The 20,608-nt window shown below is 73.6% G+C and carries 17 protein-coding genes; 16 read left to right on the top strand and 1 reads right to left on the bottom strand.

All coding sequences use genetic code 11. The annotated features are described in order from the left end of the window. The first annotated feature begins 29 nt into the window (after positions 1–29). From AB0H37_RS17960 to AB0H37_RS17885, 16 genes are all read left to right on the top strand, one after another. Positions 30–2,300, top strand: coding sequence for a penicillin-binding transpeptidase domain-containing protein (locus AB0H37_RS17960; RefSeq protein ID WP_360613816.1), 2,271 nt, complete (start codon positions 30–32; stop codon positions 2,298–2,300). 81 nt (positions 2,301–2,381) lie between these two features. Then, positions 2,382–3,956, top strand: coding sequence for a UDP-N-acetylmuramoyl-L-alanyl-D-glutamate--2,6-diaminopimelate ligase (locus AB0H37_RS17955; RefSeq protein ID WP_360613814.1), 1,575 nt, complete (start codon positions 2,382–2,384; stop codon positions 3,954–3,956). Further along, entirely contained in the window at positions 3,953–5,365 is a 1,413-nt protein-coding gene (gene murF / locus AB0H37_RS17950) for a UDP-N-acetylmuramoyl-tripeptide--D-alanyl-D-alanine ligase (protein ID WP_329093096.1), read from the top strand. Before AB0H37_RS17955 ends, murF begins: the two co-directional genes overlap by 4 nt. Further along, complete coding sequence (gene mraY, locus AB0H37_RS17945) at positions 5,362–6,420, top strand: phospho-N-acetylmuramoyl-pentapeptide-transferase (RefSeq protein ID WP_179833883.1); 1,059 nt, start codon at positions 5,362–5,364, stop codon at positions 6,418–6,420. The genes murF and mraY overlap by 4 nt, the downstream gene beginning before the upstream one ends. Continuing rightward, positions 6,417–7,835, top strand: a complete 1,419-nt coding sequence (gene murD / locus AB0H37_RS17940) for a UDP-N-acetylmuramoyl-L-alanine--D-glutamate ligase (protein ID WP_360613811.1) — start codon at positions 6,417–6,419, stop codon at positions 7,833–7,835. The genes mraY and murD overlap by 4 nt, the downstream gene beginning before the upstream one ends. 2 nt (positions 7,836–7,837) lie before the next feature. Continuing rightward, the gene (gene ftsW / locus AB0H37_RS17935) at positions 7,838–9,094 is read left to right on the top strand and encodes a putative lipid II flippase FtsW (RefSeq protein ID WP_179833885.1); all 1,257 of its coding nucleotides are present in this window, start codon (positions 7,838–7,840) and stop codon (positions 9,092–9,094) included. 40 nt (positions 9,095–9,134) lie between these two features. Then, positions 9,135–10,229, top strand: a complete 1,095-nt coding sequence (murG, locus tag AB0H37_RS17930) for an undecaprenyldiphospho-muramoylpentapeptide beta-N-acetylglucosaminyltransferase (protein WP_089312300.1) — start codon at positions 9,135–9,137, stop codon at positions 10,227–10,229. Continuing rightward, positions 10,226–11,653, top strand: a complete 1,428-nt coding sequence (gene murC, locus AB0H37_RS17925; RefSeq protein ID WP_329093091.1) for a UDP-N-acetylmuramate--L-alanine ligase — start codon at positions 10,226–10,228, stop codon at positions 11,651–11,653. The genes murG and murC overlap by 4 nt, the downstream gene beginning before the upstream one ends. A gap of 133 nt (positions 11,654–11,786) precedes the next feature. Beyond that, positions 11,787–12,548, top strand: a complete 762-nt coding sequence (locus AB0H37_RS17920) for an FtsQ-type POTRA domain-containing protein (RefSeq protein ID WP_360613808.1) — start codon at positions 11,787–11,789, stop codon at positions 12,546–12,548. Between the two features lie 304 nt (positions 12,549–12,852). Continuing rightward, complete coding sequence (ftsZ, locus tag AB0H37_RS17915) at positions 12,853–14,316, top strand: cell division protein FtsZ (protein ID WP_360613806.1); 1,464 nt, start codon at positions 12,853–12,855, stop codon at positions 14,314–14,316. Then, complete coding sequence (gene pgeF, locus AB0H37_RS17910; RefSeq protein WP_360613804.1) at positions 14,313–15,041, top strand: peptidoglycan editing factor PgeF; 729 nt, start codon at positions 14,313–14,315, stop codon at positions 15,039–15,041. Before ftsZ ends, pgeF begins: the two co-directional genes overlap by 4 nt. 74 nt (positions 15,042–15,115) lie before the next feature. Next, positions 15,116–15,811 (top strand): YggS family pyridoxal phosphate-dependent enzyme, encoded by a 696-nt coding sequence (locus AB0H37_RS17905; RefSeq protein ID WP_360613981.1) that lies wholly within the window; start codon positions 15,116–15,118, stop codon positions 15,809–15,811. A 105-nt stretch (positions 15,812–15,916) separates the two neighbouring features. After that, positions 15,917–16,453, top strand: a complete 537-nt coding sequence (gene sepF / locus AB0H37_RS17900; RefSeq protein ID WP_179833890.1) for a cell division protein SepF — start codon at positions 15,917–15,919, stop codon at positions 16,451–16,453. Between the two features lie 21 nt (positions 16,454–16,474). Continuing rightward, positions 16,475–16,771 carry a YggT family protein gene (locus tag AB0H37_RS17895; protein ID WP_173397743.1) on the top strand — a complete coding sequence of 99 codons (297 nt, stop codon included), beginning with the start codon at positions 16,475–16,477 and terminating at the stop codon, positions 16,769–16,771. A 57-nt stretch (positions 16,772–16,828) separates the two neighbouring features. Then, complete coding sequence (locus tag AB0H37_RS17890) at positions 16,829–17,749, top strand: DivIVA domain-containing protein (protein WP_329093082.1); 921 nt, start codon at positions 16,829–16,831, stop codon at positions 17,747–17,749. Between the two features lie 153 nt (positions 17,750–17,902). Continuing rightward, positions 17,903–19,312, top strand: coding sequence for a hypothetical protein (locus AB0H37_RS17885; RefSeq protein ID WP_360613801.1), 1,410 nt, complete (start codon positions 17,903–17,905; stop codon positions 19,310–19,312). Positions 19,313–19,381: 69 nt separating this feature from the next. Here AB0H37_RS17885 and AB0H37_RS17880 read toward each other — a convergent pair whose 3' ends face one another. Then, positions 19,382–20,215 (bottom strand): DUF1707 domain-containing protein, encoded by an 834-nt coding sequence (locus AB0H37_RS17880; RefSeq protein ID WP_308427161.1) that lies wholly within the window; start codon positions 20,213–20,215, stop codon positions 19,382–19,384. Between the last annotated feature and the right edge of the window lie 393 nt (positions 20,216–20,608).

The following is a 20,608-nucleotide window of genomic DNA, read 5'->3' as shown; positions in this document are numbered from 1 at the left end:
CGCGGGCACGGCGGGGAGCGGGTGGAACGGTGACGAAGGGCCCGGGACGCGGTCCCGCCGGGCCGCCCCCCGGGCGCAAACGCGGCTCGGACGGGCGCGGCCCGCGCGGCGCGGCCGGGCGGGACGACAAGAGCGGCCCGGGCGCGGCGCGCGCGTCCGGGCGTCAGACAGGGAGCACGCCGCGCCCGCCCGCGGGACGGGCGGACGGCGCGGGACGGGCGGGCACGAAGGGCGGCGGTGCCCGCCGTCCCGCGCGCGGCGGCACGGTTCCGGCCCCCCGCAAGGAGACCCCGCGCAAGGAGACCCCGGGTAAGGACACCGCCCGCAAGGACACCGCACGCAAGGAGAAGAAGCCGAGGGGGCGGACGGGCGGCGCCGCGACGGCCCTCAAGCGATCCGCGCGGAAGAAGGCGCCCGCCAAGGGCACGGCCGCGGAGGGCCGCACCGCGGGCAACGCCCAGAGCGCGCGGCCGAAGCCGGACGGCGCGGCCCCCCGCGGCTCGCGCGCCGGCGGCTCCGGACGGCGCCCCCCGCCCGGCCGCCCCCCGCGGTCCCGGGTCCCCTTCCACCGGCGCGACCCGCTCAAGCGGCTCAACGTCGGTCTGCTCGTCGTCGCGTTCGTGCTGTCGCTGTTCGCCGGGCGGCTCGTCCAGCTCCAGACGATCGACTCGGGGCAGTACACCGAGCAGGCGATGCTGCAGCGGATGCGGGAGCTCACGCTGCCCGCCGTCCGCGGCGACATCACCGACGCGCAGGGCAACCCGCTCGCCATGACGGTGGAGGCCCGCGCGATCTTCGCGGACCCCTCGCTTATCAAGGCGGACCGGCGGCAGCCAATCGTCAACGCGCTTGCCCCGACGCTCGGGCTGAACCCGGCGACGCTGCTGAAGCAGATCAGCAAGCCCGGGACGCGGTTCGTGTACCTCGCGCACGGGGTCCGCCCCGACCAGGCGCGGCTGGTCAGCTCGTGGAACTTCCTCGGCATCGGTACTTTGCCGGAATATCGCCGGGAATATCCCAACGATTCGCTGGCCGCCAGCGTCATAGGTTTCGTGAACGACACGGGGAGCGGGGCCGCCGGCCTGGAGAGTTCGCTGAACGGCGTGCTCGCCGGCAAGGAGGGCTGGCAGCGGGTCGAGATCAGTCCCGAGGGCCAGCACATCCCCATGGGCGAGGACCAGAAGCGCCCGTCGGTGCCCGGCCGCGGGATCCGGCTGACGCTGCAGCGCGACCTGCAGTTCAAGGCGCAGCAGGCGATCGAGCAGCAGGTCAGGGCGAGCAGGGCCAAGAGCGGCACCGTGATCGTCATGGACCCGCGCACCGGCCGGCTCCTCGCGATGGCCTCCGCGCCGGGGTTCGACCCGAACGACTACGCCGACTCCGACCGGTCCCGCTGGGGCAGCCCCCTGGTGCAGGACGCCTACGAGCCGGGCAGCACCGGCAAGGTCGTCACCGCCGCGGCCGTCATGGAGCACGGCGGCGTCACCCCGCAGACGCCCTACACCGTCCCCGACAAGATCAAGAAGTACGACCTGGTGTTCCACGACTCGCACACCCACCCGCCCGAGCGGCTCACGTTCGCCGGCGTGCTCGCCAAGTCGAGCAACGTCGGCACGATCATGGCCAGCGAGAGCATCGGCCCGCAGCGGCTCTACCAGACGCTGCGGGACTTCGGGTTCGGCCGGCGGACCGGCCTGCCGCTGCCCGGCGAGACGGCGGGCCTCCTGGAGCCGCCGACCAGGTGGTCGGGCACCGACCGGTACCCGATCGCGTTCGGGCAGACGGTCTCGGTGAACGCGGTGCAGATGGCGAGCGTGTACTCGACGATCGCCAACGGCGGCGTCCGCGTCGCGCCGAACCTGGTCGCGGGCACCGTCGGGGATCACGACAGGTTCACCCCGGCGCCCGCGCCGGAGCGCAAGCAGGTCATCAGCGCGAAGACGGCCCGGCAGATCAGCGACATGCTGGAGGGCGTCACGACGAAGGAGGGCACCGCCCCGAAGGCCCAGATCAAGGGATACCGCGTCGCGGGCAAGACCGGCACCGCCGAGATCGTCAACCCGCGCTGCGGCTGCTACGACGGCGGCGGCTACACCGCCTCGTTCGCCGGGTTCGCGCCCGCGGACGACCCGCGCCTGGTGGTGCAGGTCGTCCTGCAGGATCCGAAGCGCGGGAGCCACTATGGTGGCGATGCGGCGGCACCGGTCTTCAAGGACGTGATGAGCTTCGCGCTTCAGTCCGAGAAGATCCCGCCGACGGGGAGCAGGCCGCCGATCATCGAGATCCGCGCCCGCGACTGAGCGCAGCGAGTACCCTCCTCGCCTGTGAGTCCACCACCCGTGTCCCACCAGTCCCGTACCGTCCGCAACGAAAGAAACGCCATGCGTCCCACCACCAACCCGGCTCGTCCGCTGAGCGGACTCGCGGCGCTTCTCGGAATCGGACAGGACGGGCAGGGCGGGGGGACCGCGGGGGACGCGGTGTCCGTCACGGGGATCACACACGACTCGCGCGCCGTGCTGCCCGGCGACGTCTACGTGGCGCTGCCCGGCGCCCGCGCGCACGGCGCCCAGTTCTCCGCCCAGGCCGCGGAGGCCGGCGCCGTGGCGATCCTCACCGACGTCGAGGGTCACGACCGGGCCGCGGCGACGGGCCTGCCCGTCCTGGTGACGAGGGACGTCCGGGCGCGGCTCGGCGACGCGGCGTCGTGGGTGTACGGCGAGCCCGGCAGCGACATCACCCTCATCGGCGTGACCGGCACCAGCGGCAAGACCACCACGGTGTTCCTGCTGGAGGCGGGCCTGCGCGCCGCCGGGATCGAGACGGGCCTGGTCGGCGGCGTCGAGATCCGGGTGGGCGGCGACCGGGTGCCGAGCGCGCTCACCACGCCGGAGGCGACCGACCTGCACGCGCTGCTGGCGGTGATGCGCGAGCGCGGCGTCGGCGCCGCCGCGATGGAGGTGTCCAGCCACGCGCTCGTCCAGGGCCGGGTCGGCGGCGCCCGCTACGAGGTCGCGGTGTTCACCAACCTGTCCCAGGACCACCTCGACTACCACCCGACCATGCAGGACTACTTCCTCGCGAAGGCGCGGCTGTTCACGCCCGAGTACTCGCGGGTCGGCGTGATCAACCTCGACGACCACTACGGCCGCGAGCTGCTGGAGATCGCCACGGTGCCGGCGACGACGTTCTCCCCGACCGGGGACCCGGCGGCCGACTGGCGGGCCGAGGACGTGCGCGTCGGCGCCGACGGCAGCGTGTTCCGCGTCGTCGGGCCCCTCGGCATCGAGGCCGACGGCGAGGTCCGCCTCGCCGGGCCGTTCAACGTCGCCAACGCCCTGGCCGCGATCGTCGCGCTGGTGGAGGCGGGCATCCCGCTGCAGGCTGCGGTCCGGGGGGTGGCGTCGCTGCCGGGCGTCCCCGGGCGGCTGGAGCGGGTCGACGAGGGGCAGGACTTCGTGACCCTCGTCGACTACTCGCACAAGCCGGGCGCGGTCGAGGCCGTCCTGAACGCGCTGCGGCCCGTCACCGAGGGCGACCTCGCGGTGGTGATCGGCTGCGGCGGCGACCGCGACCGCGGCAAGCGGCCGCTCATGGGCGAGGCCGCCGCGCGGCTGGCCGACATGGCGTACCTCACCAACGACAACCCGAGGTCGGAAGATCCACTGGCCATCCTTGCCGCTATGGTCGAGGGCGGGCTCAAGGTGCCGCAGCCGGAGCGCGCGCACATCGTCGTGGAGCCCGACCGCGCCGCAGCGATCGACCTGGCCGTCGGCCGCGCCCGCCGCGGCGACGTCGTCGTCGTCGCGGGCAAGGGGCACGAGCAGGGCCAGAACGTGGCGGGCGAGATACACCCGTTCGACGACCGGGACGTCGTGCGCGCCGCGCTCCGGCGCCGTGCGGACGCGTTCCGGCGCCATGGACAAGGGACAAGAGGGGACGGGACGCAGGCGTGATCCCACTTCCGCTGTCGACGATCGCGGAGATCACGGGAGGGACCCGGCACGGGCCGCCGGACCCGGTGGTGGACGACCCCGTACTGGACGACCCCGTGGTCACCGGCCCGGTGGTGATCGACTCCCGCGCGGTGGAACCCGGGGCGCTGTTCGCGGCGCTGAAGGGCGAGCGCGCGGACGGGCACGACTTCGCGGCCGGGGCCCTCGCGGCCGGGGCGGCGGGCGTGCTCGCACAACACCCGGTGGACGGGCCGTGCGTCGTCGTCGACGACGTCCAGGAGGCGCTCGGACGGCTCGCCAGGGCCGTCCTGGAGCGGCTGCCGGACGTGACCGTCGTCGCGGTCACCGGCTCGGCCGGCAAGACCTCCACCAAGGACCTCATCGGGCAGGTCCTGAGCGGCGCGGGCCCGACGGTCTACCCGCCCGGCTCGTTCAACAACGAGATCGGGCTGCCGCTCACCGTGCTGCGCGCCGACCCCTCCACCCGGCACCTCGTGCTGGAGATGGGCGCCCGCGGCATCGGCCACATCGCCTACCTGACCGGGATCGCGCGCCCGGACGTCGGCGTCGTGCTGAACGTCGGCACCGCGCACGTCGGGGAGTTCGGCAGCCGGGAGAACATCGCCGTGGCCAAGGGCGAGATCGTGGAAGCGGTCCCGCCGGGCGGCACGGCCGTCCTCAACGCCGACGACCCGCTGGTCGGCGCGATGGCATCCCGGACGAAGGGCGAGGTCGTCACGTTCGGCCGCTCGCCGGGCGCCGCGGTCCGCGCCGAGGACGAGACCCTAGACGACCAGGGCCGGGCGCGCTTCACCCTGGTCACGCCGGAGGGCGCCGCGCCGGTCGCGCTGCGCCTGCACGGCTCGCACGCCGTCCCGAACGCGCTGGCCGCGGCCGCCGCCGCGCGCGCGGCGGGCCTCGCGACCGGAGCGATCGCCGAGGCGCTCTCGGCGGCCGTGCCGGTCAGCCGGTGGCGGATGGAGGTCACCGAGCGGGCCGACGGGGTGACCGTGGTGAACGACGCCTACAACGCCAACCCCGACTCGACCCGCGCCGCGATCGACGTGCTCGTGCATCTGGCCCGCGGCCGCCGCGCCTACGCGGTGCTGGGCGAGATGGCCGAACTAGGTGACTCGTCCGTGGCGGAACATGCCAGGATCGGGCAGCATGTCGCGCGCAGCGGGATCGCCGGGTTCGTGGTGGTCGGCGCGAACGCGGCGGCGATGGCCGAAGGGGCCGGGCAGGTGGCGTCATGGACGGGAGAGTGCGTACAGGTGGATGACGTCGGCGCGGCGGTGACCGTGCTCAGGGAGCGGCTCGCGCCGCGGGACGTCGTGCTGGTGAAGGGCTCCCGCGTGGCCGGCCTGGAACGGGTGGCCGAGGCGATCCTCGCGGAGGACGGCCGATGACCAACATCATCATCGCCGCGGGGATCGCGCTGATCTTCGTCGGGGTCGGCACGCCGGTGTGGATCCGCATCGTCAACCGGCTCGGCTACGGCCAGATGATCCGCGACGAGGGCCCCGAGGCCCACCTGAACAAGCGCGGCACCCCCACGATGGGCGGGACGGTCTTCATCGTCGGCTCGCTCGTCGGCTACGCGGCCGCGCACCTGTTCACCGGGGAGGTCCCCACCATCTCGGGGATCCTCGTGCTGTTCCTGATGACCGGCCTCGGCCTCGTCGGGTTCGTGGACGACTACATCAAGGTGTTCAAGCAGCGCAGCCTCGGCCTGCGCAGCGGCGCCAAGATGATCGGCATCGTCCTGGTCGGCGTCGTGTTCGCGGTCGGGTCGCTGAACTTCCCCAACGGCTACGACGTCACCCCCGCCGACCCCCACCTGTCCTTCCTGCGCGACTTCGGCCCCTCGATCGGCCCGTACCTGTTCGTTGTGTGGGCGCTGCTGCTCATCGCGGCCATGTCCAACGGCGTGAACCTCACCGACGGGCTGGACGGTCTCGCGGCGGGCCCGGCCGGCATGGTGCTGGCCGCCTACGTCATCATCGGCAACTGGCAGCTGCGCAACAGCTGCGCCGCCGCCCTCGCCCCCAACTGCTACAGCGTCCGCGACCCCCTTGACCTCGCGGTGGTCGCCGCGGCCGTGCTCGGCGGCGTGTTCGGGTTCCTGTGGTGGAACGCCCCGCCCGCGAAGATCTTCATGGGCGACACCGGTTCGCTGGCCCTCGGCGGCGTGCTGGTCGGCCTGGCGATCCTCACCCGCACCCAGTTCCTGCTCGCCATCCTGTGCGGGCTGATCGTGATGATCACGCTGTCGGTGATCATCCAGGTCGGCGGGTTCAAGATGACCGGGAAACGCGTGTTCAAGATGGCGCCGCTGCAGCACCACTTCGAGCTGTCGGGATGGGCCGAGACCACCATCGTCGTGCGCTTCTGGCTGATGTCCGCGCTCTTCGTGGCGATCGGCATCGGCCTGTTCTACCTGGAATGGATGCCGAAGAAGTGAGCGAGAGCCCCTGGGAGGGCCGTTCCTGGGACGGCCTGAGCGTGTGCGTGGCCGGGCTCGGCGTGTCCGGCCGCGCCGCCGCCCGCGTCCTCGCCGCGCGCGGTGCCCGCGTCACCCTCGTGGACGCCCGCGACGGCGCGGAGCAGCGCGGGCACGCCGCCGAACTGGAGGCCTGCGGGGTCGTGGTCCGGCTCGGCGACGGCGAGTCCCTCCCGGCGGGCACCGGCCTCGTTGTGACCTCGCCGGGCTGGCGGCCGGACGCGCCGCTGCTCGCCGCGGCCGCCGCGGCCGGCATCGAGATCATCGGCGAGGTGGAGCTGGCGTGGCGGCTCCGCCCCGAGGGCGCGGCGCCCTGGCTGGCCATCACCGGGACGGACGGCAAGACCACCGTCGTGCGGATGCTGGCCTGCATGCTCACCGCCGCCGGCCGCAAGGCCCTCGCCGTCGGGAACGTCGGGACGCCGATCGTGGAGGCCGTCGGCGAGCCCTACGACGTGCTGGCGGTGGAGCTGTCGAGCTACCAGCTGCACTGGTCCCGCTCGCTCGCCCCGTACGCCGCCACGGTGCTGAACGTCGCGCCCGACCACCTCGACTGGCACGGCTCGATGGACGCCTACGTCGGAGCCAAGGCGAAGATCTTCGCCCCGGGCTGCGTCGCCGTCTACAACGCCGACGACGACACCTCCGCGGCACTCGCCGAACGCGCCGAGGGCGTGCCCCGGCGGATCGGCTTCACCCTCCGGGTGCCGCGCCCCGGGGAGCTCGGCGTCGTGGAGGAGCTGCTGGTCGACCGGGCCTTCACCGACGACCCCGCGAGCGAGGCCGCCGAACTGGCCGCGCTCGGCGACGTGCGGCCGTTCGCGCCGCACAACGTCGCCAACGCGCTCGCCGCCGCCGGGCTGGCCCGCGCGTTCGGCGTGCCGCCCGAGGCCGTCCGCGAGGGGCTGCGGGCGTTCGTCCCCGACCCGCACCGCATCCAGCACGTCGCCGACGTCGCGGGCGTCGCCTACGTCAACGACTCCAAGGCGACCCAGCCGCATGCCGCCGCAGCGTCCCTCGCCGCCTATGACAGCGTCGTGTGGATCGCCGGCGGCCTCCTCAAGGGCCTGGACGTCGACGACCTCGTGCGCTCGTGCGCAGGGCGGCTGCGCGGCGCCGTGCTGATGGGACGGGACCGGCACCGGATCGCCGAGGCACTCGCGCGACACGCCCCGGATGTCCCCGTGGTGGACGTCCCCGACACCGACACTGGGGCCATGGACCGCGTCGTCGCCCGCGCCTCCGGCCTCGCCCGGCCCGGGGACACCGTGCTGCTCGCGCCCGTCGGGGCCTCCTTCGACATGTTCGCCAACTACCCGGCCCGCGGGGACGCCTTCATAGCGGCGGTCGAGCGCCTCTCCCGGGACGCCCGGTAGCGATGACCACCGCGGCCGGGGAGGACGGCGCCGCCCGGCGTCCGGGGCCACGGGAGCAGGTGGTCGCCGCCGTCGGGCTGCTCGACCGCCCCCTCACCTCCTACTACCTGGTGCTGGGCTGCTCGGTGATGCTGCTCGCGCTCGGCCTGACGATGGTGCTGTCGGCCTCCAGCGTGAAGCAGCTCCAGGCGACGGGCTCGGCGTACACGCTGTTCCAGAAGCAGGCCGTGTGGGTCGCGATCGGGCTGCCCGGCATGTGGCTGGCGTCCCGGCTGCCGGTGAAGACGTTCCGCGCGCTCGCCTACCCGCTGCTGCTGCTGTCGGTGGTCGCGCTGGCGCTGGTGCTGGTCCCCGGGCTCGGGCGCAGCGCGGGCGGCGCGACCCGCTGGGTCGACCTCGGCCCGGTGCAGATCCAGCCGTCCGAGCTGGCCAAGCTCGCGCTCGTGCTGTGGGGCGCCGACCTGCTGGCCCGCAAGGACCGGCTCGGCCAGCTCACCGAGTGGCGGCCGCTGCTGGTGCCGCTGATGCCGGGCGCCGGGGTGCTCGTCCTGCTGGTGATGCTGGGCAGCGACCTCGGCACCACGCTGGTGCTCCTCACGATCTTCCTGGCGCTGCTGTGGGTCGTCGGCGCCCCGGGCCGGCTGTTCGTCGGCATCGCGGGGCTCGTGTGCCTGCTCGTGTCGATCCTCATCATCGTCGAGCCCTACCGGATGCAGCGCCTCACCGGGTTCCTCGACCCGTCCGGCAACCAGCTCACCACCAACTACCAGGGCACGCAGGGGCTGTTCGCGGTCGCCTCGGGCGGCCTGTTCGGCACGGGCCTCGGCGAGGGCCGCGCCAAGTGGGACTACCTGCCGCACGCCGAGACCGACTTCATCTTCGCGATCGTGGGGGAGGAGTTCGGCCTCGTCGGGACGCTCGTCGTGCTCGGCCTGTTCGGCCTGCTCACCTACGCGGGCCTGCGCATCGCCAGGCGCGTGAAGGACCCGTTCACCCGGCTGGCCGCCGCGGGTGCCACGGCGTGGCTGGTGGTCCAGGCGATCGTGAACATCGGCGCGGTCATCGGCGTCCTGCCCATCACGGGGATCCCCCTCCCGCTCGTCTCCTACGGGGGCTCGGCGCTCATCCCGACCCTGTTCGCGCTCGGCATGCTCCTGGCGTTCGCCAAGCGCGAGCCCGGCGCGCGGCAGGCACTCTCCGCACGGGGTCCCGGACCGGTCGTGAGGGCTCTAAGCTGGCTGGGTCTGGCACGGCGTTGAAATCCCCCCTTCGAACCACGCTGAGGAGTTGTCAACGGACATGAGGGTTGTCCTGGCCGGCGGCGGCACCGCCGGACACATCGAGCCCGCCCTGGCGCTCGCCGACGCGCTGCGCCGCAACGACCCGAACACCGGGGTCGTCTGCCTGGGGACCGAGCGGGGCCTGGAGACCCGGCTCGTCCCGCAGCGGGGCTACGAGCTCGCCCTGATCCCGCCGGTGCCGCTGCCGCGCACGCTCACCCCGCAGCTGCTGTCGGTGCCCGGCCGGCTGCGCGGGGCGATCAACGCGGCCGCCTCCGTCCTCGACCAGGCCCAGGCCGACATCCTGGTCGGCTTCGGCGGCTACGTCGCCACCCCGGGCTACCTCGCGGCGCGCAAGCGCAAGGTTCCGATCATCGTCCACGAGGCCAACCCGAAGCCCGGCCTGGCCAACAAGCTGGGCGCCCGCTTCACCGAGCACGTCGCGGTCTCGCACGCCGACTCGCCGCTGCCGAACGCCCGGTTCGTGGGGATCCCGCTGCGCCGCGAGATCGCGACGCTGGACCGGCTCGCGATGGGGGACAAGGCCCGCTCCTACTTCGGGCTGCTCCCCGACCTGCCCACGCTGCTGATCTTCGGCGGCTCGCAGGGCGCCCGCTCGCTGAACCAGGCCGCCGTGGCCTCCGCGCCGTACTTCCGGCAGGCGGGCATCCAGGTGCTGCACATCGTCGGGCCGAAGAACACCGAGGAGCCCGAGCCCGCGGCCGGCGGCCCGCAGTACGTCACGATCCCCTACTGCGACCGGATGGACCTCGCCTACGCGGCCGCCGACATGGCGATGTGCCGCGCGGGCGCGATGACCTGCGCCGAGCTGGCCGCGGTCGCGCTGCCGGCGGTGTACGTCCCGCTCCCGATCGGCAACGGCGAGCAGCGGCTGAACGCCGAGCCGATCGTCGCGGCGGGCGGCGGCATGCTGGTCGACAACGCCGAGCTGTCGCCGGACTGGATCGCCCGGCACCTGCTGCCGGTGCTGGCCGACCCGGCCCGCGTCGCGCACATGTCGGAGGCCGCCGGCCGGATGGGCCGCCGCGACGCCGACGTCGCGCTCGCCCAGATGGTCTACGAAGTGGTCCGGTCCGCGGGCGCGGCCCGATGAGCCTGATCGATCCGGGGGAGGTGGTGCCCGCCGCCGAGCTCGGCCGGGTCCACTTCATCGCGATCGGGGGCGCCGGGATGTCCGGCGTCGCGCGCATCATGCTGCGGCGCGGCATCGCCGTGTCCGGCAGCGACGCGCGCGACTCCGAGCTGCTCGCCCAGCTCGGCGACCTCGGCGCCAAGGTCTTCGTCGGGCACGACGCCGCGCACGTGGGGGACGCCGACACCGTCGTGGTGTCCACGGCGATCCGCGACACCAACCCCGAGCTGGTCGCCGCCCGCGCGCGCGGCCTGCGCGTCCTGCACCGCTCGGCCGCGCTCGCCTCGCTGATGGCGGACCGCCGGGCCGTCGCGGTCGCCGGCACCCACGGCAAGACCACCACCACCTCGATGCTGACGGTGGCGCTCCAGCACGCCGGCGCCGACCCGTCCTACTGCATCGGCGGGCAGCTCGTCACCACCGGCCTCGGCGCCGACGAGGGCACCGGCGACGTGTTCGTCGCGGAGGCCGACGAGAGCGACGGCTCGTTCCTCATGTACACCCCGCGCATCGCGGTCGTCACCAACGTCGAGGCCGACCACCTCGACAACTACGGCGGCTTCGAGATGGTCAAGGAGAACTTCGCCCGTTTCGTCGACCGGATCGAGCCGGGCGGCACCCTCGTCGCCGGCGCCGACGACCCGGTCGCGATGGAGCTGGTCGAGCGGGCGCGGGCCCGCGGCCTGACCGTGCTGACCTACGGGGAGGCCGAGGGCGCCGACCTGCGCGTGACCGGGTTCACGCCGCGCGGCCTCGGCTCCCGCTTCGAGATCGAGGGCGACGGGGAGTTCGCGCTGGCCGTGCCGGGGCGGCACAACGCGCTCAACGCCGCCGCCGTCATCGCGGTCACGCGTTCCCTCGGCCTGGACGACGCGCCGGTGCGCGACGGCCTCGCCGCGTTCGGCGGGGCGATGCGGCGGCTGGAGCGCAAGGGCGAGGCGGGCGGCGTCGAGGTGTTCGACAGCTACGCCCACCACCCGACCGAGCTGACCGCCGACCTGGACGCCACACGCGACTACCTGGGGGAGAAGGGCGGGCAGGGCCGCATCGTCGCCGTCTTCCAGCCGCACCTGTACAGCCGCACCCGGTTCTTCGCCGCCGAGTTCGGCGTCGCGCTCGGCCTCGCCGACGTCGCGGTCGTCCTGGACGTCTACGGCGCCCGCGAGGACCCCGAGCCCGGCGTCACGGGCGCGCTGGTCGCCGACGCCGTCCCGGCGCGCACCGAGACCGTCTACGCGCCCGAGCGGGACGAGGTGCCCGGTATCGCCGCGTCGCTCGCTCGTCCCGGCGACGTCGTCATCACGCTGGGCGCCGGGGACGTGACGCAGCTCGGCCCGCTCGTCCTGGCGCGCCTCGCCGGGGCACCGGGCCCGTCGGGGAGATAGGGCCCGTCAGGGGATCGGGCTTGCCAAGAGGATCGGGCCTGCCGGGGCGTACGGCTTGCCGGGGGACGGGGCGTGACACGCCGTCGCCCGCGCGGTCGGCCGCGGACGCGGGGATCACTGTCAGGCTTGGGGCATGACCGAGGCGCAGACGGGCCGCCGCGCGTCGCCGGAACCGGAGCACGAACCGGAGGCCGCGGAGCCGGACGGACGCGCCCGCGCGAACCGCTGGAAGGTGGTGTTCGTCACCCTCCTGGTGGTCGGCGCGCTCGGCGCGGTGTCCTGGGTCCTGCTCGGGTCGAGGCTGCTGGTGGTGCGGCATGTCGAGGTGACGGGCACCCGCCTCGCGTCCGCCGACCGGGTGGTGGCTGCGGCCGGGATCGATCTCGGCACGCCGATGGTGCGGCTCAGGACGGGCGCGGTCCGCGACCGCGTCGAGCGGCTCCGCGAGGTCGAGACGGCGGCGATCGAGCGGCGCTGGCCGGGGACGGTCCGCATCGTCGTCCGGGAGCGCGAGCCGGTCGCGGTGTTCCGTGGCGGAGGCGGCTACCACCTGCTCGACCGGCACGGCGTGACGGTCGCCGACGAGGAGTCCCGCCCGGAGGGGCTTCCCATGCTCACCGTCGCCTCGCCAGGGCCGTCCGACCGGGCGACCCTGGCGGCGCTCGGCGTGCTGTCCGCCCTGCCCGAACGCCTGAGCGGCAAGCTCACCGAGGTGGAGGCGAGCGGCCCGGAGGCGGTGACCCTCTACATGGCGGGCGGTCAGACGGTGGTGTGGGGAGCCGCCGAACGGGCGGACGAGAAGATCAGGTTGCTGGACGCCGTGCGGCGGACGGCGGCGGGGCGCGCGGTCCGCACCGTCGACGTCAGCTCGCCGGAGGTCCTCAAGACGGAATGAGGCCGTTCGGGCGACCGGGCGGAGGACCTGCTGAGGCGGGCGGTCCGCGACACGCCGGTCGAGTTCGGGGGAGGTTAGTTGACCCTGGCGGTAAGGCCGCCCTACTGTCCGTATCAGTCCTCAGGTTGACATAACTGTAAGCCTCAAGTTGAGGGTGAGGGTTCACCCCGCTCGCACGGGGCTTCACAAACGAGTTCGAGCACACGGCTCGAAGAACACAGTCGGAATACAGGTCGGGAACACCGCGACGGCACGGTCGGCAGATCGGGCAGGGCGGTCAGAGAGAGCGGAAAGGCCCCTCGTCGTGGCAGCACCGCAGAACTACCTCGCGGTCATCAAGGTCGTCGGCATCGGCGGCGGCGGCGTCAACGCCGTCAACCGGATGATCGAAGAGGGCCTCAAGGGCGTCGAGTTCATCGCGATCAACACGGACGCCCAGGCGCTGCTGATGAGTGACGCCGACGTGAAACTGGACGTGGGCCGCGAGCTCACCCGGGGCCTCGGCGCCGGGGCGAACCCCGACGTCGGCCGCAAGGCCGCCGAGGACCACCGGGAGGAGATCGAGGAGGTCCTCAAGGGCGCCGACATGGTGTTCGTCACCGCAGGCGAAGGCGGCGGCACCGGTACCGGCGGCGCGCCCGTGGTCGCCAACATCGCCCGCACGCTCGGCGCCCTGACGATCGGCGTGGTCACCCGCCCGTTCAGCTTCGAGGGCAAGCGCCGCGCGATGCAGGCCGAGGCCGGCATCGAGACCCTGCGCGACGAGGTCGACACCCTCATCGTCATCCCGAACGACCGGCTGCTGACGATCTCCGACCGGCAGGTCAGCGTCCTGGACGCCTTCAAGGCCGCCGACCAGGTGCTGCTGTCCGGTGTCCAGGGCATCACCGACCTGATCACCACCCCGGGCCTGATCAACCTGGACTTCGCCGACGTCAAGTCCGTGATGTCCGGCGCCGGCTCGGCGCTGATGGGCATCGGCTCGGCGCGCGGCGACGACCGCTCGGTCGCCGCCGCCGAGATGGCGATCTCCAGCCCGCTGCTGGAGGCCAGCATCGACGGCGCGCACGGCGTGCTGCTGTCCATCTCCGGCGGCTCCGACCTCGGGCTGTTCGAGATCAACGAGGCGGCGCAGCTGGTGTCCAACGCCGCCGCCCCCGACGCCAACATCATCTTCGGCGCGGTCATCGACGACGCGCTCGGCGACGAGGTGCGGGTCACGGTGATAGCGGCGGGTTTCGACGAGGGGCGTCCGGCCAAGCCCATCCCTGAACCGGAGAGCAAGCGGCTGCCCCCGCCTCCGCGTCCCGTCCCGCCGCCGGCGGCCCCGCCCGCGCCGGCCAACCCGATCCCCAGCCGGGTCGGGCGGTCCGAGCCCCCGGCGGCGCAGCCGACCGCGCAGCAGCAGTCGGTGGCGCAGGCCGCCGCCGCGCCGCCGCCCCCGGCCCCCGCGCAGCAGCGGTCCGAGGCCGACCGGGCGCCGGCGCCCGTGCGGGCCCAGGACGACCGGTCCGCCGGACGCGGCGAGCAGTCCCGGTCCGAGGGGGCGGCGTCCGGGCAGCCGGGCCCGCCGGCCGACCGGGACGCCGGCGCGTCCGGTGGCGAGTCCGGCGGTTCCCGCGCACCCGCGCCCCGCCCGCCCTCCGAGCAGCCCTCCCCCCGCGTGCACGCGGGGGAGAACGACGGCGGCCCCTCCTCCGGGCAGCGCCGCCGTCCCGTGGTCTTCGACGAGGACGACGACCTCGACGTCCCCGACTTCCTGAAGTGATCACCGCCGTCGCCCTGGGCGACGGCGTCGGCGCCGGCTTCACCGGCCGCGCCGGCGGCGTGAGCGGGCCCCCCTTCGACTCCCTGAACCTCGGTGGCGCGGTCGGCGACGACCCGGCCGCCGTCCTGGACAACCGGCGGCGCGCCGCCGCCGAGCTCGGCGCCGACCCCGAGCGCACCGTCTTCATGCGGCAGGTGCACGGCGCCGAAGTCGCGTTCGTCACCTCGACCGACCTGCCGGGACCGGTCGACGCCGTCGTCACGACCGTGCCCGGGCTCGCCCTCGCCGTCCTCGTCGCCGACTGCGCGCCCGTCCTGCTGGCCGACCCGGCCGCCGGGGTCGTCGGCGCCGCCCACTCCGGCCGTCCCGGAACGGCCGCCGGGGTGGTCCCGGCCCTGGTGAAGGCGATGTGCGAGCGGGGCGCCGACCCCGCCCGGATGGCCGCGGCCATCGGGCCCGCCGCGTGCGGCGGCTGCTACGAGGTCCCCGCGGAGATGCGGGACGAGGTCGCCGCCGTCGTCCCCGCCGCGCGCGCCACCACGTCCAAGGGCACCCCGGGCCTCGACATCCGCGCCGGCGTCGCCGAGCAGCTCGCGTCCGCGGGGGTGACCCGCGTGACCGTCGACGGCCGCTGCACGATCGAGGACCCGGACCTCTACTCCTACCGCCGCGAGGGGCGCACCGGCCGTTTCGCTGGATATGTCTGGTTGAAGGAAGGCACGTGACCGACCGGGACCACACCGGCGCCGCCGGAGACGACACGGCAGGAGACCGCGCCGCGGCCGAGCGGTGCGCCGAGATCGCCGAGGGCCTGGCCGCCGTCCGGGCGCGCATCGCCGCCGCGTGCGCGGTCGCCGGCCGGGCCGAGGACGAGATCACGCTGATCGCGGTGACCAAGACGTTCCCCGCGTCCGACGTGCGGCTGCTGGCCGGGCTGGGCGTCGCCGAGGTCGGGGAGAACCGCGACCAGGAGGCCCGCCCGAAGGCCGCCGACTGCGCCGACCTCCCGCTCACCTGGCATTTCGTCGGACGACTCCAGACCAACAAGGCGCGCGCCGTGGCCGGCTACGCCGACGTCGTGCACTCCGTGGACCGTCCGCGGCTGGTCACGGCCCTCGCGGAAGGCGCCGCCCGCACCGGACGCCCGCTCCGCTGCCTGGTGCAGGTCTCGCTGGACGAAGCGGGGAAGAAGGGCGAGGTGGGGGAGAGGGGCGGGGCCGTACCCGGCGACGTCCCCGGGCTGGCGGACGAGATCGCCGCCGCCCCCGGCCTGGAGCTCGGCGGCGTGATGGCCGTCGCGCCCCTCGGCGCGGACCCGCTGCCCGCCTTCGCCCGGCTCGCGGAGACGGCGGCGCAAATGAGGCGGAACCATCCGGACGCGCGGATCGTCAGTGCGGGTATGAGCGGCGATCTGGAGCAGGCGATCGCGTGCGGCGCGACACACCTGCGGATCGGTACGGCGTTGCTCGGCGGCCGACGGGCAATCGTCAGGTAATGTCCCCCCAGTGGTACCTGCCTGAACGCGGGACGCCACAACGGATCAGTCCAACGGCGGGGCCGGACGCGCCCGGCGCCGAGGCCACAGGACACGGAGGGACGTATGGCCAGCGCGATGCGCAAGATGGCGGTCTACCTCGGCCTTGTGGAGGACGACCGCTACGACGACAAGTACGGCGAATACGACGAGTACGAGGTCTACGACGAGGAGACCGACACCGGGCAGGGCCGCCGTCGAGATGACGAATCCGGCGGTCAGCTTACCCGAGCCGAAGAGGCGCCGGACCGCGATCGCGATCATCACTCCACGTCGACCATCGAGCGACGGTCCGTGGCGCTCTACGAGTCCGGTACCACCGACCTTGCGCGTATCACTACGCTGCATCCGAGGACCTACAACGAGGCGAGGACGATCGGGGAGCACTTCCGGGAGGGCACGCCGGTGATCATGAATCTGACCGAGATGGTCGACAGCGACGCCAAGCGGCTGGTCGACTTCGCGGCGGGTCTCGTGTTCGGGCTGCACGGCAGCATCGAGCGTGTTACCAACAAGGTGTTCCTGCTGTCGCCCGTCAACGTCGAGGTGACGGCGGAGGACAAGGCCCGGATGGCAGAACGTGGGTTCTTCAACCAGAGCTGAGAGTCGCATGCGAGAGTATCCGTGAACATCGTTGGATCCGTACTGCAGGGGGTTCTGTACCTCTTCCTGCTGTTCCTGATCGGCAGGCTGGTCCTGGAGGTCCTGCAGTCGTTCGCCCGGCAGTGGAAGCCGACCGGGGTGGTGCTGGTGATCGCCGAGGTGACCTACACGGTCACCGATCCGCCGCTGAAACTCCTCAGGCGTTTCATCCCGCCCATCCGGCTGGGTAACGTTGCCCTGGACCTCAGCTTCACGGTCCTCATCCTTGTGGTCTGGGTCTTGATCGTCTTCGTCGGTTCCATATTCGGCGGAGGTTAGGTCGATCGGATACCGTCCTTCGGGGACAGACTCCAAGCGCGCCAAGGAGACGAGAACATGCCGCTGACACCCGCCGATGTGCGGAACAAGCAGTTCAGTACCACCAGGCTGAGGCCGGGGTACGACGAGGAGGAGGTGGACGCCTTCCTCGACGAGGTCGAGGCCGAGCTCGACCGCCTCATCCAGGAGAACGAGGAACTGCGGGCCAAGCTGGCCGAGTGCCTGCGCGGCAAGGTTCCCGCCATGGCCGCTCCCATCGTGGAGCCCAAGCCGGACATCCAGAAGATCCCCGAGCCTCCCCGCCCCGAGCCGGTGCCGCAGCCCGAGCCGGAGCCCGTCCTCGGCGGCCTCGGCATGTCCCCGGCTCCCACCGGCGAGGACAACATGGACACCGCGGCCCGCGTGCTGGCGCTCGCGCAGCAGACCGCCGACCAGGCGATCGCCGACGCCCGGCGCGAGGCCGACGAGACGCTCGGCCGCGCCCGCCGCGAGGCCGAGGAGATCCTCGGCAAGGCCCGCCGGCAGGCCGACCAGATCGTCAGCGAGGCCCGCTCCCGCGCCGAGGCCCTCGACCGCGACGCCCAGGAGCGGCACCGCCAGGTCATGGGCTCGCTCGTGCAGCAGCGCGAGGAGCTCGAGCGCGAGGTCGACAACCTGCGCGCCTTCGAGCGCGAGTACCGCAGCCGCCTGAAGGTCTACCTGGAGGGCCAGCTGCGCGACCTGGAGGCGGGCAGCACCGAGACCGGCGCGTTCGCCGCCGTCCCGGGCGCGGCGCCCGTGCAGACGCAGCAGAACCCGCCCCAGGCAGGTCCGCAGACGGGCCCGCAGAACGCCCTGCCGCACGCCGAGAACCGCAACGGCGGTGGCGCGCCGGCGCCGGGCACCTTCCCCGCGCCCGAGCACGCCCAGCAGGTCCAGCACTCGGCGACGGGCGCTTTCCACTCCGGCGGCGACAACCCGCCGCACGACAGGCGCTGACACGGGCGCCTCAGGCGATAGTGTCGTTCCGATCGCCGCGCCGGGGATGGCGCGCAGCCATCCCCGCGGCGCCGGGTGGTCGTGCCCTGGGCCGGCCGCCGGCTTTTTCGCGCGGCCCGGAGCCTAGCGGTCTGAACGAGTGGGAGTGACCCTGTGATCATCCTGAGTGGCGTTCTCGTGGTGGTGGCGATCGCCCTGCTGGTAGCGGGAATCGTCGCGGGCAACGGAGACAGTGCCCAGGTCTTCGGCCTGGACGCCCTGGTGGTGATCTACATCTCGATCGCCGTCAGCATCGTCTCCGCGGTGTGCCTGGCCATCGGGGTGTTCCTGCGGCGCAAGGAGCTGTTCGGCCCAGGCGCGTCGCCGGGCCCGGCCCGCCCGAGCAAGAAGGCGCAGAAGGCCAAGAAGGACAAGCGGGCCAAGCGCAAGGACAGCGCCCCGGCCGCGTCCGTTCCGGCCAAGGACGCGCAGGGCGCCGTGGAGGCCAAGCCCCCGGCCGACCCGGCCGACGACGAGGTCGAGATCCCCGCGCCCGCCGTCGACGTCCCCGACGACACGCTGGTCTTCGTCGTCCGCGGCCGCAAGCGCTACCACCTCGACACCTGCCGGCAGCTCGCCGGCCGTGACACCGAGGAGCTCACCTACGCCGAGGCCAAGGAGGAGGGGTTCAGCCCCTGCACCGCCTGCCTGCCCGACACCGCACTGGCGGCGCGCGCCGCGGCGTCGGCACCCGCGTCCTCCGACGCGAGCAAGGCGGCGGGGACCGCGCCCGCGGCCCGCAAGCCCGGCGCCGAGCGATCCGAGAGCGGCCTCGCCGGCCTCGCCAAGCCCGCGCCCACCTCGTTCGACGAGCCCGGCGCTTTCGACAAGCCCACCTCGTTCGACAAGCCAGGCGCTTTCGACGAGCCCAGCTCCTTCGACGAGCCCAGCTCCTTCGACAAGCCCAGTGCCTTCGACAAGCCCGGCGGGTTCGACAAGACGGCCGAGATTCCGCGGGCCGGCGAGCACGCCGCCGCCGAGGCCGATGACCGGAGCGCCGAGGACGCGAGCGCCCCGAAGCGGACCAAGGCCGGGCCCACCCGCACCGACATGCCCGTCGCGGGCCTCTTCGCTTCCGGCGACACCGCCGAGGAGGCCTCCACGGCGCCGGAGAGGGCCGAATCCGCCGACGTCGAGGCCGAGGACCGGCGGAGTGCGGAACAGGGCGCTGCGACCGAATCCGCGCCGCCGGACGTCACCGCCGACCTCGGCACCGCGCCGTTCGGCGACGCCGACGGCGAGGACGTCCCCGCGCCGGGGCACGAGCCGTCCGGCGCCGAGCTCGCCGGGGAGCGCGAGCCCGAGCCGTCCGCCGGCGACGCGGCGGAGGAGTCCGGCGCCGACGGCCCGCAGGTCCGCATCCTGAGCGGCACCAAGCGCTACCACCGCGTCGACTGCGCCCTCATCGAGGACATCGGCGACGAGGCCGACGACCTGGAGTCGCTGTCGCGCGCGGAGGCCAAGGCCCGGGGCTGCACGCCCTGCCTGGTCTGCCAGCCCGACCGCGAGCACGCCCGCGACTGACCCCGCCCCGGCTCGAACAGGCCCGGCTCGTGTCCGGCTGAGCCCCGGGCGGCCGCAGCCGTCCGGGGCTCAGCGGCCTTGGTGCCGTTCGTCGCGCAGTTCGCGGAGGCGGTCCCGGCGCACGTCGCGCCGCTCCTCGCGCCGCTCCCGGTGCGCCCGCCGCCTCTCCTCGCGGTGCTCGCGATGCTCGCGGTGCAGTTCCTGGTGCTGAAGGTGCAGTTCCGAGTGGTGACGGTGAAGCTGGTGGCGCTCCCGGTGCCGGGCGCGGCCGCGCTTCTCGCCCACGGCCCTGCGCTCGACCGAGATGCCGCCGAACAGCAGCACCCCGGTCAGCCGGATGACGGGCGCGTCCGGATCCGTGGTGTCGTCCTCGGGCAGGTCGGTGCCGCCGAAGACCGCGAAGTTGGAGCCGACGACCCGCACACCCGGCGGCACCACGATGTTCACGCCGCCGAACAGGCAGGTGACCGAGAGGGTCACCTCGTTCCTGCTGAGGACCGCCTGCCGGAGGTCCAGCTCCGCGCCGCCGAACACGCAGGTGACGGTGGTGGTCGGCTCGACCAGCCAGCGCCCCTTGCGCTCCACCCCGCTGAAGATCGCCACGAGGTGGGGCGACTGCGGCGCGGGCGGGGCGGGCGCCTGCTCCTTGCGCAGGTCGACCCGCGGTCGCGGCATGTCCTGCGAGGGCAGGTCGCTGAGCACGGGCTCCAGCTCGGCGTAGGTCTTGGCGTTGTAGACGACGTCGATGCGCTCGGCGTGCTCCTCCGGCGTGATGCGTCCCTCGGCCAGGGCCTCGCGCAGGCGGTCGGCGACCTCGTCACGATCGGCGTCCGACGCGCGCATGCTCGCGGGGGAGGGGCGCGCGGGCGGCTCGGAACCGGACGGCTGCTCGGGAAGATTCACGGGTCCATCATCGCAAACGCGATGTGTCGCGAAGAACCCCATCCCGAAATTTCTCCGAAACCGCGAAAGCCCCCCAATCGCGCCGAGCGCCCCGGCCGCAGAGTCCTTCCTCGCGGAGTTCCCCCGCTCGTGGCGGTCTCCCCACCCCCGAGGGGTCTTCCATCAAGAGGGGTCCTTGGTCGCGAGAGGCTCTCCATCACGGCGGGGGCCTCGGTCGCGTGGGGTTCTTAGTCGCGTTGGGGTCTCGGTTGTGAGGGGTTCTCGGTTGCGCGGGATCGTCGGTCGCGTGGGTTCTTGGTTGCCCGGGACCCTCGGTTGTGGGCGGTTCTCGGTTGTGAAGCGTCTTCGGCCGCGGGGGCTCCGCCGCGGCCGGGCCCGGTGGGGGCGGGGCCG

This window comes from Actinomadura sp. NPDC023710 (assembly GCF_040639875.1).
Taxonomy (GTDB): domain Bacteria; phylum Actinomycetota; class Actinomycetes; order Streptosporangiales; family Streptosporangiaceae; genus Spirillospora; species Spirillospora citrea.
Note: the sequence above shows the minus strand (reverse complement) of the source record. Positions and strands in the feature narration are given on the sequence as shown.

What these genes read in the sequence shown, in the direction of transcription:
- AB0H37_RS17920 (WP_360613808.1), top strand. Translation starts at nt 11,787, where the DNA reads ATGACCGAGGCGCAGACGGGCCGCCGCGCGTCGCCGGAACCGGAGCAC.
- AB0H37_RS17890 (WP_329093082.1), top strand. Translation starts at nt 16,829, where the DNA reads ATGCCGCTGACACCCGCCGATGTGCGGAACAAGCAGTTCAGTACCACC.
- murC (WP_329093091.1), top strand. Translation starts at nt 10,226, where the DNA reads ATGAGCCTGATCGATCCGGGGGAGGTGGTGCCCGCCGCCGAGCTCGGC.
- ftsW (WP_179833885.1), top strand. Translation starts at nt 7,838, where the DNA reads ATGACCACCGCGGCCGGGGAGGACGGCGCCGCCCGGCGTCCGGGGCCA.
- mraY (WP_179833883.1), top strand. Translation starts at nt 5,362, where the DNA reads ATGACCAACATCATCATCGCCGCGGGGATCGCGCTGATCTTCGTCGGG.
- murG (WP_089312300.1), top strand. Translation starts at nt 9,135, where the DNA reads ATGAGGGTTGTCCTGGCCGGCGGCGGCACCGCCGGACACATCGAGCCC.
- AB0H37_RS17955 (WP_360613814.1), top strand. Translation starts at nt 2,382, where the DNA reads ATGCGTCCCACCACCAACCCGGCTCGTCCGCTGAGCGGACTCGCGGCG.
- sepF (WP_179833890.1), top strand. Translation starts at nt 15,917, where the DNA reads ATGGCCAGCGCGATGCGCAAGATGGCGGTCTACCTCGGCCTTGTGGAG.